The 16,506-nt window shown below is 73.2% G+C and carries 15 protein-coding genes and 1 pseudogene; 11 read left to right on the top strand and 5 right to left on the bottom strand.

Features of this window, described 5'->3' with window-relative positions:
- Positions 1-68 precede the first annotated feature (68 nt).
- Both ACZ5VD_RS15840 and ACZ5VD_RS15835 read left to right on the top strand, forming a co-directional pair.
- Positions 69-794, top strand: a complete 726-nt coding sequence (locus tag ACZ5VD_RS15840; RefSeq protein ID WP_468547897.1) for a methyltransferase domain-containing protein — start codon at positions 69-71, stop codon at positions 792-794.
- A 123-nt stretch (positions 795-917) separates the two neighbouring features.
- Positions 918-1,862: an SMP-30/gluconolactonase/LRE family protein gene (locus ACZ5VD_RS15835; RefSeq protein WP_468682521.1), complete on the top strand. Its 945-nt coding sequence runs from the start codon at positions 918-920 to the stop codon at positions 1,860-1,862.
- A 73-nt stretch (positions 1,863-1,935) separates the two neighbouring features.
- On the opposite strand, the gene ACZ5VD_RS15830 is transcribed toward ACZ5VD_RS15835, so the two are convergent.
- The 4 genes from ACZ5VD_RS15830 to ACZ5VD_RS15815 form a co-directional block, all read right to left on the bottom strand.
- Complete coding sequence (locus tag ACZ5VD_RS15830) at positions 1,936-4,557, bottom strand: immunoglobulin I-set domain protein (protein WP_468682520.1); 2,622 nt, start codon at positions 4,555-4,557, stop codon at positions 1,936-1,938.
- An 88-nt stretch (positions 4,558-4,645) separates the two neighbouring features.
- Entirely contained in the window at positions 4,646-5,185 is a 540-nt protein-coding gene (locus ACZ5VD_RS15825; RefSeq protein WP_468547894.1) for a hypothetical protein, read from the bottom strand.
- 197 nt (positions 5,186-5,382) lie between these two features.
- Complete coding sequence (locus tag ACZ5VD_RS15820; protein WP_468547893.1) at positions 5,383-6,339, bottom strand: HtaA domain-containing protein; 957 nt, start codon at positions 6,337-6,339, stop codon at positions 5,383-5,385.
- 39 nt (positions 6,340-6,378) lie between these two features.
- Positions 6,379-7,074: a hypothetical protein gene (locus ACZ5VD_RS15815; RefSeq protein ID WP_468547892.1), complete on the bottom strand. Its 696-nt coding sequence runs from the start codon at positions 7,072-7,074 to the stop codon at positions 6,379-6,381.
- A 173-nt stretch (positions 7,075-7,247) separates the two neighbouring features.
- Between ACZ5VD_RS15815 and ACZ5VD_RS15810 the strand changes: the two genes are divergently transcribed.
- The 8 genes from ACZ5VD_RS15810 to ACZ5VD_RS15775 all read left to right on the top strand — a co-directional run bounded on the left by ACZ5VD_RS15810 (position 7,248) and on the right by ACZ5VD_RS15775 (position 15,354).
- Positions 7,248-8,324, top strand: a complete 1,077-nt coding sequence (locus ACZ5VD_RS15810) for a heme/hemin ABC transporter substrate-binding protein (protein WP_468547891.1) — start codon at positions 7,248-7,250, stop codon at positions 8,322-8,324.
- 74 nt (positions 8,325-8,398) lie between these two features.
- Entirely contained in the window at positions 8,399-9,232 is an 834-nt protein-coding gene (locus ACZ5VD_RS15805; protein ID WP_468547890.1) for a M55 family metallopeptidase, read from the top strand.
- Positions 9,225-10,529 (top strand): M20/M25/M40 family metallo-hydrolase, encoded by a 1,305-nt coding sequence (locus tag ACZ5VD_RS15800; RefSeq protein ID WP_468547889.1) that lies wholly within the window; start codon positions 9,225-9,227, stop codon positions 10,527-10,529. The genes ACZ5VD_RS15805 and ACZ5VD_RS15800 overlap by 8 nt, the downstream gene beginning before the upstream one ends.
- Positions 10,530-10,560: 31 nt before the next feature.
- The gene (locus tag ACZ5VD_RS15795) at positions 10,561-12,558 is read left to right on the top strand and encodes a prolyl oligopeptidase family serine peptidase (protein WP_468547888.1); all 1,998 of its coding nucleotides are present in this window, start codon (positions 10,561-10,563) and stop codon (positions 12,556-12,558) included.
- Complete coding sequence (locus tag ACZ5VD_RS15790; RefSeq protein ID WP_468547887.1) at positions 12,555-13,484, top strand: S66 peptidase family protein; 930 nt, start codon at positions 12,555-12,557, stop codon at positions 13,482-13,484. Before ACZ5VD_RS15795 ends, ACZ5VD_RS15790 begins: the two co-directional genes overlap by 4 nt.
- Before the next feature lie 85 nt (positions 13,485-13,569).
- Positions 13,570-13,812, top strand: coding sequence for a LapA family protein (locus ACZ5VD_RS15785; protein WP_468682519.1), 243 nt, complete (start codon positions 13,570-13,572; stop codon positions 13,810-13,812).
- A gap of 19 nt (positions 13,813-13,831) precedes the next feature.
- Positions 13,832-14,431: a GNAT family N-acetyltransferase gene (locus tag ACZ5VD_RS15780; protein WP_468682518.1), complete on the top strand. Its 600-nt coding sequence runs from the start codon at positions 13,832-13,834 to the stop codon at positions 14,429-14,431.
- A 5-nt stretch (positions 14,432-14,436) separates the two neighbouring features.
- The gene (locus ACZ5VD_RS15775; RefSeq protein WP_468547884.1) at positions 14,437-15,354 is read left to right on the top strand and encodes an arginase family protein; all 918 of its coding nucleotides are present in this window, start codon (positions 14,437-14,439) and stop codon (positions 15,352-15,354) included.
- A 24-nt stretch (positions 15,355-15,378) separates the two neighbouring features.
- On the opposite strand, the gene ACZ5VD_RS15770 is transcribed toward ACZ5VD_RS15775, so the two are convergent.
- A complete protein-coding gene (locus tag ACZ5VD_RS15770; protein ID WP_468547883.1) occupies positions 15,379-15,729 on the bottom strand; it encodes a VOC family protein in 351 nt (116 codons plus the stop codon).
- Positions 15,730-16,151: 422 nt separating this feature from the next.
- On the opposite strand from ACZ5VD_RS15770, the pseudogene ACZ5VD_RS15765 reads away from it, so the two are divergent.
- Positions 16,152-16,419: pseudogene (locus tag ACZ5VD_RS15765) on the top strand (hypothetical protein); the annotation flags it as partial.
- Positions 16,420-16,506: the final 87 nt, after the last annotated feature.

Raw genomic sequence — 16,506 nt, 5'->3', positions numbered from 1 at the left:
CTGGGCGCGATACACCGTACTGGCCCGTCACTCGGGGCGGGCGGTCGTCGCACCCTGGGGAGTTGGTCATGAGCGTGACGAATCGGTACCGGGACGCCTGGGAGGGTTTCTGGGGCGAGGTTCCCGAGGAACCGGGGGCCGTGTTCTGGGACGCGGAGCCGATCCTGACGGCCGGCGCCCATCTCGCCCTGTTCGAGCCCCACCTGGTCGACCCCGGTCTGCCGCTGGTGGATCTGGGCTGCGGCAACGGCACCCAGACCCGGTTCCTCGCCGACCGGTTCCCGCACGTCCTGGGCGCCGACCTGTCCGCCGCCGCCCTCGACCGGGCCCGGCGCGCCGACCCGGCGGGACAGGCGTCGTACCGGCTGCTGGACGCCTCCGGGAAGGGCGAGGCGGAGACCCTGCACGCCGAACTCGGCGACGCCAACGTCTATCTGCGGGGCGTCCTCCACCAGGCCGACCCCGACGACCGGCAGCCGCTGGTGGACGGGCTCGCCGCGCTCGTCGGAGAGCGCGGCCGGGCGCTCCTGGTCGAGCTGTCCGAGGCCGCCAAGCCCGTCCTGATGGGCCTGGCACAGAGCCCCGACGGCCCGCCGCCCAAGCTGGCGCCCGTCCTGCGGCACGGCATCGCGCCGGGCGAGGTCGCCGACGACGCGATCCCCGTCTATCTGGGCGCGGCCGGACTGACCGTGCTGGCGAGCGGTGAACTGCCGCTCGTCACCACGGAGTACCGGCCCGACGGCACCCGGATCGAACTGCCGTCGCAGTGGCTGGTGGTGGGGCGCACCGTGTGACGCCGGTGGCGGGCCGGGTCGAAGGGAACTCCGAGCCACGCAAAATCGTTGCCAACTCAGTTCATTGTCAACGCAGTTGTTGTCGCTGTTGTCAACGAAACCGACTTCATGGAGGCCTCACCCATGACCTCGACCCACCCCCGCCCGACCCGGCGAGCCGTGCTCGGCGGCGCCGCTCTGACCGCCCTGGCGGTCACGGCCGGCACCGCTCCGGCGAGCGCGACCCGGAACGCCACCTGGCCCACGGAGTTCCCCCTTCCCAACGGCTGGCTCCCCGAGGGCATCGCCATCGGCCGCAAGCCGTACGCGTACCTGGGGTCGCGTGCCAACGGCGCGATCTACCGCACGGACCTGCGCACCGGAGAGGGCGGGATCCTCTTCGCGGGCGGCACCGGCCTGGTCTCCGTCGGCCTGAAGATCGACCACGACGGACTGCTGTACGTCGCCGGGAACACCGGCGTCGCCCGGGTCCACGACTCCCGCACCGGTGAACTCCTCACCACCCACCGGCTGTCCGAGGCCACCGGCCACTTCATCAACGACGTCACGCTCCTCGGCGACCGCGCGTGGTTCACCGACTCGCGCGCCGCGTTCCTCTACGGCGTCCCGCGCGGCGGCAAGGGCGGCGCGATCCGCACCCTGCCGCTGACCGGCGACTGGGTGCAGCTGCCCGACGTCAACAACGCCAACGGCATCGTCGACACCCCCGACGGCCGCGGTCTGATCGTCGTCAAGAGCACACCGGGCGAGCTGTACCAGGTGCACGTCAGGACCGGGGTCGCCACGAGGATCACGCTGGTCGGGCAGGCCGACGTCGTCAACGGCGACGGCCTGTGGCGCATCGGCCGCACACTGTACGTCGTCCAGAACCGCCTGAACCTGGTCAGCGTCTGGGACCTCGACGCCAAGGCCACCACGGCCACCCTGCGCGGGACGATCACCGACCCGCGCTTCGACGTGCCGACCACGGCCGCCCGCTTCGGGAACCGCCTCTACCTGGTCAACGCCCGGTTCAGTACGCCGCCGACACCCGAGACCACGTACAACGCGGTCGCGGTCCCGCTCTGACCCGTCGGGGCGACGAGACGCCCTCCGGACCCGGATCGATCGGGTGCGGAGGGCGTCTCGTCGCGGCGGAGCGTCAGTCGGTGGTCGCGTCGGCCGTGGTGCGGGCCCGGCGGTAGGCCACCCAGCCCGCGGCCACCAGGGCGGCGGCGAGCGCGGCGGCGGAGACCACGGTGACACCCGTGGAGGCGAGGCTGCCGCCCGCGGTGGACGTGCCCGTGCCGCCGGTGGCGGAGCCGGTCGTCGAGCCGGAGGCGCTGCCGCCCGTGGTGCCGGAACCGCCCGTCGTGCCCGAGCCGCCCGTGTTCCCCGTGCCGCCGGTGTCACCGGTGCCGGGGTCGGTGTCCACCGGGTCCTGGCCGGCGAACGCGACCGGGACCTTCACGTCCTGGGAGCGGTCGCCGGAGAGGGTGTGGTCGGCACGGGTGGCCAGCACGCACTTCGCCTCGAAGCAATCGGTGAACTCGTCCTCGGCGTCCACGGTGAGCTCGACCTCGAAGGCGCCCCCGTTCTGGTAAGGGATCGCCAACTCCTCGCCGTAGTCCGGCGGGTTGGAGGAGATCCACGCCGAGGAGTGGGACTCGCCGGACATGTCGACGCCGCCGATGCACGGTGTGGGCAGCTCGCCCGCGCCGTTGTCGACGCACAGGGCGACGTAGACGCCCTTGTCGACGTCGTAGCCGGAGCCGGTGACCTTCACCTGCTGGCCCTCGGTCGCCAGGTTGTTGACCGGGGTGACGGTGAGCTTCTGACCCTCGGGGCCGGTGACCGTCTTCGAGCCGGACGGGTCGGTGTCCTCGCCGCCGCCACCGGTGGTGCCGCCGTCGCCGCCCGACGCGGTGACGGTCAGGGTGATCGGTGAAGTGCGGGTCGTGCCCACGGAGTTGGTGAACTCGGCCCGGTACGCGTAGCCGTTCTGCGCCGCCTTCGCGGTGAAGGAGTACGCGTTCTTCGTCGCGCCCTCGACGGCGGACCAGGTCTGGCCGCCGTCCGGGCTGACCTGCCAGCGCACGGTCGGCGCCGGGGTGCCGTCGGCGGCGGCCACGAAGGTCACCTCGTCGCCGGGGGCGACGGACTGGTCGGTGGGGGACTGGGTGACCTTGGGGGACATCCGGACGTCGAGCTTGACGACCTTGCTCTCCGCCTGCCTGGTGAGGTAGACGGAGGTGGCGCCGGGGGTCACGGCGAGGCCCGCGAAGGCGCCCGCGAGGCTGCCCGGCAGGGCGACCGGTTCCGCGGCAGGTGTGAAGGTCGCGCTGTCGAGGATCTGCAGGGAGCCGGTCTGGTCCGAGGCGCTGTCGGCGAGATCCTCACGCAGCACGAAGGCCCGGCCGGTGGTCTTGTCGAAGGCCGCCGCGGTGGGCCGGTCCGTACCCGTCAGGGTGGTGAGGATCTTGCCGTCCTTGTCGAAGACGAGCACCGAAGTCCCGCTCGCCACCCAGACGTTGCCGGTGACCGGGTCCGGCTCGACGAAGAAGACGGAGTCGGCGGGGAGTTCGGCCGTGGCGGTCACCTCGAAGGTGCCGGTGTCGACGCGGCGCAGCACCGGTCCGCCCTCGGCGGTGCCGACGGACCAGGCGGCGCGGCGGGTGGCGTCCACGCCGAGCTGGCTGCCGCCCTCCAGCGTCATGGTGTCCTTGACGGCGCCGGTGGCGGTCTCGACCCGGCGGAGTTCGGGGCCCGCCGCGACGAGGACGGTGGAGGTGTCGGCATCCTGACCGATGCCGGTGAACGTCGCTCCCGTGAACCAGACTCCCCGCGCGACGCCGTCACCGTCCTTGGCGGTGCCGATGCCGCGCAGCGGGTAGTGGAAGACCACACCGTCGCCGGGCAGCGGGGCGGCGATCCGGCGGACCACCCGGGCGGCCATGGCGCCGTTCAGGCCGGGGGCCTGCGCGATGTGGCTGAGGACCTTGCCGTCCCGCGGGTCCAGCACGTACAGGCCCTGCTCGGCCACGTCGGAGGTGTCGGGGATGCTGTCCGAACCGACGTACAGCTTCCCGGAGTCGGGGTGCAGCAGGAGGTCCAGCGGACGGCCGGCGGTGGTGAACTCCGCGGACCGGACATAGCCGACCGTGCCCGGCGGGACGTCCACCCCGTCGCCGCCGTCGCCCGGGTCCTGGCCCGTGAAGGTGATCGGGATGCGGACGTCCTGGGAGCGGTCGCCGGAGGCGTTGTGGTCGACGCGGGTGACGACCGAGCAGGCGACCTCCAGGCAGTCGAGCCCGCCGTCCTTGGCCTTGACGCCGAGTTCGAGGTCGAAGGTGCCGCCCTCGCCCCATCGTTCGGCGACCGTGCCGGCGCCCTCGTCGGAGGCGTCCCTCGGGATGATCCACACCGAGGCACCGCTGCTGCCGCTCTGGTCGGCGCCGCCCAGGCACGGGGTGGGGATGCGGTTGTCGCCGTTGTCCTTGCACACGGCGAGGTAGACACCCTTGGTGTCGTCGTAGCCCTCGCCGGTGACGTGGAGGGTCTCGCCGGCCGGGTCGATGCCGGCTGAGGCGGAGATCGTGAGCTTCTGGCCGTCCTTGCCCAGCGCCGTCTTCGGGGTGTCGGAGGCCTGTGCGGGGGAACCGACGGTCACGGCCGTGACCCCGGCGGCTACCAGGGCGACGGCGCCCAGGAGTGCCGCGGGGCGTCTGAGCCGGGCTCTGGCCGGGCCCCGAGGCTGCTGCCGCTCGGTTGTCTCGTCTGTCATGGCGGTTCCTACGGGAAGGTGATCGTGGATACGGCGTGACGGGCCGGCCGGTCGGGCCGGCCCGTGGACCAGGAGGAGCTGCCAGGGCTTACTGGAAGGTGATCGGGACGTGGACGTCGTAGTTGCGGTCGTTGGTGTCGAAGTGGTCGGCGCGGGTGACGACGGCGCAGTCGACGTCCTGGCCGCAGACGCTGCCGTCGTCGAGGGTGGCCTTGACGTAGATGTTCACGTTGAACGTGCCGCCCGTGCCGAACTTGGAGCTGTTGGCGAACATGCCGCCGAAGACGTTGTTGACCCAGTGCGAGGCACCGGTGGAGCCGGACTCGTCCTGGCCGCCGAGGCACGGGGTGGGCTTGTTCGCGCCCTGGGCGCCGTCGACCACACACACGCCGACGTAGATGCCCTGACCGGTGTTGAAGCCGGAGCCGGTGACGTTGATGACCTGGCCCGTCGCGGTGGCCGTGTTCGGGGCGGTCACCGACAGGTTGTAGGCGGTGCCGGCGTCGACGACCGTGCGGGTCGCGGTGGCGGCGGAGGCCGAGGTCGCCAGGCCCAGGGTGAGGGCGGCGGAGGCGACGACGGCGAGGCCCGTGCGGGCGGCGGTGCGGGCGGGGAGGACGGCTCTCATGGTGAGTTCTTCACCTTTCTGGGTGCGACAACTCCGGGGGAGTTAGGTAAGGCAAACCTAAATACCAATCCGGGCGGCTTGTCAACGGAAGGCAAAAAGTTTCCAACTTCGGTAAATGGCAAGGGAATTGGGCATGCCGAGGAGCGGACCGTGCGGTCCGCTCCTCGAAGGGAATTCACTGTCGTCAGCACGCCGGATCAGTCCGAGGCGGCGTGGACCTCGAACCGCGTGACGGCCCGGCGCTCGCCGGAGACCGTGGAGAGTTCGACGCCGTGTGCGCCCTCGGTGGCCGTCGCGTACACCGGGAACACCCGGGCGACACGGCCCTGTTCGTCCGCCACCGCCTGGTACCGGGTGTCCTCGTCGATCGCGACGAGCACCACCTCGCCGGGCTCGAAGCCCGCGCCGGTGACTTCCTGTTCGCCGCCCGCGGCCAGCGCGGTGTGGGTGAGCGCCGCCGAGGGTTCCCCCTCCGGTCGCGGCGCCGGCGGCTGTTTCTCCGGCGCGGTGGCGCTCGGGGACGGCTGTGGTGTGCCGTCGGGCCGCTGCTCGGGCACCTCGGGGGCCGCGCCGGTACCGGTGCCCACGGTCACGTCGAGGAGGCCGAGGCCGTCGCCCCGCGCGAACCGCCCTCCGCTCCACTCCGAGAGCAGCCGCGCGCCCTCGTCCGTGAGGGACGCCCGCAGTCCGGTCCAGGTCACACCGCCCGCACGGACGGTCGGCGCGGTGTCGCCGGGTTCCACCGCGGCCAGGGCCACGTCACGGGCCGTGCCGTCCAGGGCCGTCCGCGCGTGCAGCGCGCCCGTGCCGTCCCGCAGCTCCAGTCGCAGACCGCCGAGGGCCAGGGGCCGGTCGGCGCCGGTCAGCCGTGCCGTCCCGGCCAGCTCCACCTCCGCGTCGCCGGTCCCGGGGTTCGCGCCGCCGCCGGTGGCCGGGAACCACACGCGGCCCGCGGACCCCTGTACGGCGGGTTCGGTGACGTCCAACGACACGCCCTGGTCGGCGAGTTCGGCATCCGCCGTGGACCAGCTCGCGTACCCGCCGGACACCTCGCGGGGGAACGTCTCCCCGTCCTGCGCGGCCGCCGGGTCCGAGCAGAGCAGTGCGAACAGGGCGCCGCCCGCCAGAGCGGCGGCGCCGGGTCTCTTCACCATCGTCAATTCTCCCTCGTGGTGTGCGGTGGGGAGTCGCCGTCAGCCGGCGTCGGCCGGGCCGGTGCGGCGACGGCGGGCCCAGAACCAGGTGCCGGTGCCGGCCGCGACCAGCGCGGCCGCGGTGAGCCCGACCGTCAGGGCGGTGGAACCGGTGGTGGCCAGCGGGCCGGACGACGTCGTGTCGTCGTCGGTCCCGGCCGCCCCGGCGGTCGTCGTGCCGCCGGTGGTGCTCGCGCCGGCCGTCGCGGTCGGGGTCGCCGAGGCGTCCCCGCTCGACCCGCCGCCGCTGAAGGTGACCGGGACGCGGACCGTCTGGGTCTGGTCGCCGCCGCGCGTGTGGTCGTTGCGGGTGATCACCGCGCAGGTCACGCCGGACTTGGTGCAGTCGGTGTTCGCGTCCTTCGCGCGCACCTTGAGTTTCACGCTGAACGTGCCCTTGTGCCCGCTGCCGCCGTACGGCTTGGCCAGACCCTCGCCGTAGGAGGGCGGGTTGGAGGAGACCCAGACGGACGCCCCCGACTCGCCGGACATGTCGACGCCGCCGACGCAGGGCGTGGGTGTCTTGCCGGCCCCGTTGTCCACGCAGAAGGCGACGTAGATGCCCTTCTCGGTGTTGTAGCCGGTGCCGGAGACCGTCACGGTCTCGCCCGCCGCGTCGAGGCCGGAGGCCCGGGAGACGGTGAGTTTCTGTCCCTCGGGTCCCGTCGCCGACGTGCCCGCGGCAACCGCGGGCACGGTCGTCGAAAGCGTCAGAGCGATCGCCGCCAGCACGGCCGACCCCGCAACGCGCCTGCCATACAGGCCACTTGCCCCATTCACGGCAACACCCCCGCCAAGAGTTATTAAGGTAAACCTAACCTAAGCTACTGATCAACTGAATGTGTCCGCGAGAATCGAGAGGCCGAGCGATGCGTATGTCCGGTAGATCCCAACCGTCCCCGCGACGCCGGGGCTTCGCCCCGCTCGCCGCCCTCGCTCTGGCGCTCACCCTGCTGACGGCGGCCTGCGGCGGCGGCACCTCCGGCACGTCCGCGGGGGGATCGGAGGCGTCGGAGGCCTCCCCGGCGTCCGCGAGTCTTCGGGCCGCCGCGGCCGAGAAGCAGCTCGCGAAGAACACCCTCGTGCCGCTGGCGGGCAAGGCGCCCACGCCCGAACTCCCGGTCACCGTCGACTCCTCCGACGACCGCGAGGTGACCGTGAAGGACGCCTCGCGCATCCTGCCGCTCAACGGAGGCGTGGCGGAGATCGTCTTCACGCTGGGGCTCGGCGACCGCGTCGTCGGCCGTGACATCACCGCCACCTTCGCCGAGGCCAAGAAGCTCCCGCAGGTCACCAAGGCACACGACGTCAGCGCGGAGAGCGTGCTCTCGCTCCGGCCGACCGTCGTGCTGGCCGACACCGACACCGGGCCGCAGGAGGCCATCGAGCAGATCCGCGACGCCGGCATCCCCGTCGTCGTCCTCGACCCCGCGACCAAGTTGGCCGACGTCGCCACCCGCACCACGCGCATCGCCGAGGCCCTCGGCGTGCCGGCCGCCGGCCAGGCCCTCAACGCCCGTATCGCCGAGGACCTCGCCGCTGCCAGGGCGGCCGTGCCCGACGGCAGCAGGCCCAAGGTGGCCTTCCTCTACATGCGCGGCAGCGCGGCCGTCTACCTCATGGGCGGCAGGGGATCGGGCGCCGACTCGCTGATCGACGCGGCCGGAGCGGTCGACGCGGGCGTCGAGACCGGCCTGGACCGGCCCTTCACCCCCCTCACCAGCGAGGCCCTGGTCGCGGCCCAGCCCGACGTCATCCTCATGATGGACAAGGGCCTCGCCTCGGTCGGCGGTGTGGACGGACTGGTCGACATCCCGGGCATCCGCGAGACCCCGGCCGGAGCGGACCGGCGGGTCGTGACCCTGGAGGACGGGGTGCTGCTGAGCTTCGGACCTCGCACACCACTGGTCATCGACATCCTCGTGGACCGCATCCATCAGGACTGAGCGCCCGGGCCCCTCCCGCGGACGCGCCGACGCTTCCTGGCCGGTCGGCCGCCGCGCGCGTAACGTGACGGAGCATGAAGATCCTGATCAGCGCCGACATGGAGGGCGCCACCGGGGTGACCTGGCCGGCCGACGTACTGCCGGGGACCCCGCAGTGGGAGCGGTGCCGCTCGATGTTCACCTCGGACGTCAACGCCGCCGTGCTCGGGTTCTTCGACGGCGGCGCGGACGAGGTGCTCGTCAACGAGGCCCACTGGACGATGCGCAACCTCCTCCTCGAACAGCTCGACGAGCGGACCGAGATGCTCACCGGGCGGCACAAGTCGCTGTCCATGGTGGAGGGCGTCCAGCACGGCGACGTCGACGGCATCGCCTTCGTCGGCTACCACGCGGGCGCCGGCATGGAGGGTGTCCTCGCCCACACCTACCTCGCCAACTCCATCACCGGGGTCTGGCTGAACGACGTACGGGCCAGCGAGGGCCTCCTCAACGCGCACGTCGTCGCCGAGTACGGCGTGCCCGTCGTCCTCGTCACCGGCGACGACGTGGCCTGCGAGGACGCGCTCGGCTACGCCCCCGAGGCGCTGAAGGTCGCCGTCAAGGACCACGTCTCGCGGTACGCCGCGGTGTGCCGCACCCCGGCCAGGACCGCCGTCGACATCCGCGCCGCCGCGAAAGAGGCCGCCGCGCTGGCGGGGCGACGGGATCCGGCCGCCGGTGGACCATATACCGTGGCCCTCGAATTCGACGCCGAGCACCTCGCGATGGCAGCCACCGTCGTACCGGGTGTCTCGCGTGTCGGGGAGCGGAAGGTGGCGTACACCAGCGGCACCATGTACGACGGGATCCGTGCCTTCAAGGCGGTCACCACGATCGTCTCGGCCGCGGTGGAGGAACAGTATGGCTGACCAGCAGGCACTGGACGAGGTGGTCGGGTTCACCTCCGACCTCATCCGGATCGACACGACCAACCGGGGCGGCGGCGACTGCCGGGAGCGGCCCGCCGCCGAGTACGCGGCCGCGCGGCTCGCCGAGGCGGGGCTGGAGCCCACGCTGCTGGAGCGCACGAAGGGCCGGACGAACGTGGTGGCCCGGATCGAGGGCACCGACCCGTCCGCCGACGCGCTGCTCGTCCACGGTCACCTGGACGTGGTGCCCGCCGAGGCCGCGGACTGGAGCGTGCACCCCTTCTCCGGGGAGATCCGCGACGGGGTCGTCTGGGGGCGCGGCGCGGTCGACATGAAGAACATGGACGCGATGATCCTCGCCGTCGTCCGGGACTGGGCCCGGCACGGGGTACGGCCCCGGCGGGACATCGTCGTCGCGTTCACCGCCGACGAGGAGGCCAGCGCCCGGGACGGCTCCGGATTCCTCGCCGCCGAGCACCGCGGGCTGTTCGAGGGCTGCACGGAGGCCGTCGGCGAGTCGGGGGCGTTCACCTTCCACGACGGCGGCGGCCGGGAGCTCTACCCGATCGCCGCGGGCGAGCGCGGCACCGCCTGGCTGAAGCTCACCGCACGCGGACGCGCCGGACACGGCTCCAAGGTGAACCGGGAGAACGCCGTCACCCGCCTCGCCGCCGCGATCACCCGGATCGGCGAGCACGAGTGGCCGACCCGCCTGACCCCGACCGTACGCGCCGCGCTCACCGAACTCGCCGTGCTGTACGGCATCGACACCGACCCCACCGAGGTGGACGTCCTCCTGGACAAGCTCGGCCCGGCCGCCGCGCTGGTCGAGGCCACCGTCCGCAACAGCGCCAACCCGACCATGCTGGACGCCGGTTACAAGGTCAACGTCATTCCGGGAGAGGCCGTCGCCCACGTCGACGGACGGTTCCTCTTCGGCGCCGAGGACGAGTTCCGCACCACCCTGGACCTGCTCACCGGGCCGGACGTGGACTGGGAGTTCGAGCATCGCGAGGTGGCCCTCCAGGCGCCGGTGGACTCGGTGACGTACGCGAAGATGCGGGCCGCCGTCGAGGAGTTCGCACCCGAGGGGCATGTGGTGCCCTACTGCATGTCCGGCGGCACGGACGCCAAGCAGTTCTCGCGCCTGGGGATCACCGGCTACGGCTTCGCCCCGCTCAAGCTCCCGGAGGGCCTCGACTACCAGGCGCTCTTCCACGGGGTCGACGAGCGGGTCCCCGTCGAGGCACTCCACTTCGGCGTCCGGGTACTCGACCGCTTCCTGCGCACGGCCTAGCCAGGACAGGTCCTATCGACTGGGGGACGAAGTGCGGACGTTGGCGTACGGATCGTGGCCCTCGTCCATCGATGCGGCGCTCGCCGCCGCGCACGACGGGCATCCCGAATACGTCGGCCTCGTCGGCGACGAGACCTGGTGGACCGCACCACGGCCCACCGAGGGCGGCCGGCGCACCCTGGTGCGGCGCGCCCCCGACGGCACGGAGGAGCCGGTGCTGCCCGCGCCGTGGAACGTGCGCAGCCGGGTCATCGAGTACGGCGGACAGCCCTGGGCCGGGGCGAGCGTCGACGGCGAACCCCTCGTCGTGTTCGTGCACTTCGCCGACCAGCGGATGTACCGGTTCCGGCCGGGCACCGCACCACAGCCGCTGACGCCCCTGTCCCCGGTCGGCGCCGGGCTGCGCTGGGCCGACCCGCTGCTGCTGCCCGACCGCGGCGAAGTCTGGTGCGTGCTGGAGGAGTTCACCGGCGAGGGGCCCACCGACGTGCGCCGGGTGCTCGCCGCCGTGCCGTTGGACGGCTCCGCGGCCCAGGACCGGGACGGCGTCCGCGAACTCACCGACGACCGGCACCGGTTCGTCACCGGGCCCCGCCTCTCGCCCGACGGACGGCGCGCGGCCTGGCTCGCCTGGGACCATCCGCGGATGCCGTGGGACGGGACGGAACTCGTCACCGCCGAGGTCCACGAGGACGGCACCTTCCGCGGGGCCCGGACGGTGGCCGGCGGGCCGGAGGAGTCCGTCGCCCAGGTCGAGTGGTCGGCGGACGGCCGTCTGCTGTACGCGGCCGACGGCACGGGCTGGTGGAACCTGTACGCGGAGCACGGACCGCCGAACGCCGTCGTCGGTGTCCCGCGAACGGACGGCGGTGTCCCGCTCTGCCCGCGCGAGGAGGAGTTCGGCGGGCCCCTCTGGAAGCTGGGCCACCGCTGGTTCGCCCCGCTGGAGTGCGGTCTGATCGCCGTCGTACACGGCCGCGGTGCCACCACCCTCGGGATCCTCGACCCGGAGACCGGGGAGGTCGTCGACGCGGCGGGCCCCTGGACCGAGTTCGCGCCCACCCTCGCGGTGCACGGCGACCGGATCATCGCCGTCGGAGCCAGCCCGCGCAGCGCCTACGAGGTCGTCGAACTGGACGCCCGCACCGGCCGCGCCCGGGTGATCGGCGCCGCCCACGACGACGCCGTGGACCCCGCCCACTACCCCGAGCCGCAGATCCGCACCTTCACCGGACCCGCCGGGCGCGACATCCACGCCCACATCTACCCGCCCCACAACCCCGGCTGCGTGGCCCCCGGCGGCGAACTGCCGCCGTACGTCGTGTGGGCGCACGGCGGGCCCACCGGCCGGGCGCCGCTCGTACTGGACCTGGAGATCGCCTACTTCACCTCGCGGGGCATCGGTGTCGCCGAGGTCAACTACGGCGGCTCGGCCGGGTACGGCCGCGCCTACCGCGAACGGCTGCGCGAGCAATGGGGGGTGGTCGACGTCGAGGACTGCGCGGCCGTCGCGCTCGCCCTCGCCGACGAGGGCACCGCCGACCGCGCCCGGCTCGCCGTACGCGGCGGCAGCGCCGGCGGCTGGACCGCGGCGGCCTCCCTCGCCGCCACCGACGTCTACGCCTGCGGCACGATCATCTACCCCATCCTCGACCTGGCGGGCTGGGCGACGGGGGAGACCCACGACTTCGAGTCGCGGTACCTGGAGAGCCTGGTCGGACCGTACGCCGAGGTTCCCGGCCGGTACGCGGAGCGCTCGCCCACCGAACAGGCCGACCGGATCACCGCGCCCTTCCTGCTCCTCCAGGGGCTCGACGACGTGATCTGCCCGCCCGCGCAGTGCGAACGCCTCCTGGACCGCATGGCGGGCCGCCGGGTGCCGCACGCCTACATCGCCTTCGAGGGGGAGGGGCACGGCTTCCGCCGCGCGGAGACCATGGTCCGCGTCCTGGAGTCCGAACTCTCGCTGTACGCCCAGGTCCTCGGGCTGAACCCGCCCGCCGTCCCCACCTTGGAGCTCACCGAGTGACCGAACTCGTCCGGCCGTCCAGACTCGCCCCCGGCGCGCGGGTGGCCGTGGTCGCACCCAGCGGGCCCGTCGCGGAGGAGCGGCTGCAGGCCGGGCTCGACGTGCTGCGCGGCTGGGACCTCGACCCCGTGGTCGCCCCTCATGTGCTGGACGTGCACGGCGAGTTGGGCTACCTCGCGGGCTCCGACGCCGACCGCGCCGCCGATCTGCAGCAGGCCTGGTGCGACCCGTCCGTGGACGCGGTGCTGTGCGCGCGGGGCGGGTACGGGGCGCAGCGCATGGTCGACCTGCTCGACTGGACGGCGATGCGGGCGGCCGGGCCGAAGGTGTTCGTCGGCTTCAGCGACGTCACGGTGCTGCACGAGGCGTTCGCCACCCGGCTCGGCCTGGTCACCCTGTACGGACCGGCCGCCGCGGGCGTCGACTTCGTCAAGAACGCCCGGGCGCAGGACCATCTGAAGGCCACGCTGTTCGCACCGGAGACGGTCCGCACCCTCACCAGCCGCGCCTCCGGGGGTGCCCTCGCCCCCGGACGGGCCCGGGGTGTCACGCTCGGCGGCTGCCTGAGCATGCTCACCTCCGACCTCGGCACCCCGCACGCCCGCACCACGGCACGCGGCGGCCTGCTGCTGATCGAGGACGTGGGCGAACCGGCGTACCGCGTCGACCGGATGCTGACCCAACTCCTGCGCGGCGGCCGGCTCGACGGCGTCGCCGGCATCGCGCTCGGTTCCTGGAACCGGTGCGGTCCGTACGACGCCCTGCGCGCGGTCCTCGCCGACCGGCTCGGCGGCCTCAGGGTGCCGGTGGTCGAGGAGCTCGGATTCGGGCACTGCGAGGGGGCGTTGACCGTGCCCTTCGGTGTGACCGCCGAACTCGACGCCGACGCGGGCACGTTGACACTCGACGCACCGGCTCTTCGCTGACCGGGGCCACCCGCACGGCCCGCCCGTCACCCTGTGTCACGCTGTTCGGCGCGCGGACCGGGTGCCGGCGGACCATGCTGGTCCTATGAACGCGAAGACCTCCGAGGGTGGCGCGGGGCCCGGCGGGAAGAGGCGGGTGATGACACCGGCCCGGATCATCGTGCTGCTGCTCGCCCTCCTCACCCTGATCTTCATCTTCGAGAACACCCGCGCCACCAGGATCCGGCTGCTGATCCCGGAGGTGACGATGCCTCTGTGGACGGCGCTCCTGGCGACGGCGGCCATCGGCGCCCTGTGCGGGGTGTATGCCATGAAACGCCGCAGCTAGCGGGCCTTAGGCTGACGGGATGCCACACACCACCATGTCCCCCTACCTCGCCGAGGGCCCCCGCGTGGGGATACGCCACTTCACCTACGAGGACGGCGCCGAGTTCACCGCCCGGGTCCGGGAGAGCGCGGAGCTGCACCGGCCGTGGCTCGCCCCGCCGGACAGCGCCAGTGCCTACACCGCGTACGCCGGGCGGCTGATCGAGGATCCGGCCAAGGCCGGGTTCCTGGTCTGCGAGAAGGAGCGGGAGGGGGCCGTCGCGGGATTCATCAACATCAACAACATCGTCGAGGGCGGCTTCCGGTGCGGGGCCCTCGGATACGGCGCCTTCGCGCACGCCGTCGGGCGCGGGCTGATGGGGGAGGGGCTGGACCTCGTGGTGGGGCACGCCTTCGGGGCGATGCGGCTGCACCGGCTGGAGATCAACGTGCAGCCCGGCAACGCGGCGTCCATCGCGCTGGCCCGCCGGTGCGGATTCCGGCTGGAGGGCTTCTCGCCGGACATGATCTTCATCGACGGGGCCTGGCGGGATCATGAGCGGTGGGCGATCACCGCCGAGATGCGGGCGGGCGCCGCCGGGCCGCGGGGTTCCGGCAATTCCTCCCGTCGGCGAGGATGACCCGCATGCGGACCATCGTGGTGCTCGACGCCCCTTCCAACCTCGGCCTGCGCCCGCCCGCGCCCGGCACCGTCCCCGGCTGCCACAAGCTCGCCGGCGCCCTGCGCGAGCAGCGGATCGTGCAGCGGCTGCGCGCCCTGGAGGGCGGTGTGGTCGTGCCGCCGCGCTACGACCTCGGGGACTGGCAGGAGGGCGACGGCGTCTTCAACGCGGTCGCCCTCGCCGCGTACACCCGCAGGCTCGCCGACCGCATCGAGCGGCATGTGCGCGCCGGTGAGTTTCCCCTCGTCCTCGGGGGCGACTGCTCCATCCAGCTCGGCGCCTCCCTCGCGCTGCGCCGCGTCGGCCGCTACGGGCTGGCCGCCGTGGACGCCTCCCCGGACTTCCGTCACCCCGGGAACTCCGACCGGATCGGGGCGGCGGGCGGCGAGGAGGTCGCCCTGGCCACCGGGCGCGGGCAGGACGACCTGACGAACCTGGAGGGACTCCGGCCGTATCTGCGGGACGAGGACGTCCGGCTGTTCGGCATCCGCGACTGCTTCGACGAGGACCGGGCCGAACTCGCCGACCTGAAGATCCCCGTCGTCACCGTCGGTGACCTCCGGGAGTGGGGCGCGGACACCCTCGCCCGCGCCACCGCGCAGGCCTTCGAGGTGCCCGAACTCGACGGCTTCTGGGTGCACCTGGACGCCGACGTGCTCGACCCGAGCGTCATGCCGGCCGTCGACAGCCCCGACCCCGACGGCCTGATGCCCGACGAACTCGTCGCCCTGCTGCGGCCGTTGCTCGCGTCCCCGCACTGCGTCGGCCTCAACGTCACGATCTACGACCCCGACCTGGACCCGGAGGGCACGGCGGGCGCCCTGCTCACCGACGTCGTCGTGTCCGCGGTCGCCGGGGCGACCGGAGCCGAGCGGGGCTGACGGGTACCGGCCCGCGCCGAGAGGTCACGCGCCGCCGCGGTCGACGTACTCGTAGACCATCCCGTCGGGATGCATCGCGATCAGGTTGCGGCCCGCCGGTGTCGACAGCGGGCCCGCGACGACGTGGGCACCCAGCTCCGTCAGCACCCGGTGGGCCTCGTCGACGTCCTTGACGGCGATCGTCGCGGCGACCTTGCGCAGCACCTCCAGCTCGGCCTGCGGCCCGCTCATCAGCAGGAAGCAGCCGACCGCGGCGACCTGCACACCGCCGCGCTCGAAACGCAGGGCGGTGCCGCCCGCCAGTCGCTCGTAGAAGGGGACCGCGGTCTCCAGGTCGTCGACGCATACGCGCAGCGTGGCTCCCAGAATGTCCATGCGGACGAGCCTAGTTGGGGCGGCCGGGAATGCGAGATCGTTTCACACGATCCGCCCGCGCCGACCAGAACATCGGCCGTCGCCGTGCGGGCCGACGCGTAGGTGGCCGCCCGGCCGGGCCGCCGCGGCGACCCCGCGCGTCCTGGCGGGTGTGCCGCCAGGCCCCACGCGTTGCGGCCCGCGCGGCGCGAAACCGCCGGCCTCTCCACGGACGGGCCCGGCCCTGTCACCGGCGGGCAGCGTCACCGGAGCCTCGCCGAGCGGCCCCGGCACGCTGGTCCCGCCGACGCGGCCCACCGCGCCGGTCCGCGCCGATATATCCGGAGGAATCCGGCCACCGGGAGGCCCCGCGGACGTTTGGGGGTCCTGGCCAGGGGGACGCGGAAGGCTCCCGAGGTACGCGACAGCCCCGGAGGCGCACTGTGAGCCGACCCCGCATCGTGATCGTCGGTGCCGGATTCGCCGGGTACCGGACGGCCCGAGAGCCGGCCCGGACGGCCCGCGGCAAGGCCGGCATCACCCTGCGTAACCCGACCGACCGCTTCCTGTACCTGCCCCTGCTGCCCCAGGTCGCCGCCGGGATCCTGGAGCCGCGCCGGGCCACCGTCTCCCTGGCGGCCACCCTGCCCCGGGTACGGCTGGTCCTCGGCGAGGCCGACGGTGCCGACCTCGACGGGCGGACCGGAACGACGGCAGGCCGGGCGGGACGCGCGGGACACACAGAGCGCGCAGGCGACACCAGGCGCGCAGGCCCGGTCCGGGCCCGACGCCGCCACG

The organism is Streptomyces sp. NPDC032822 (assembly GCF_055578825.1).
The sequence above is the reverse complement of the archived record's forward strand: the minus strand, read 5'-3'. Positions and strand labels throughout refer to the sequence as shown.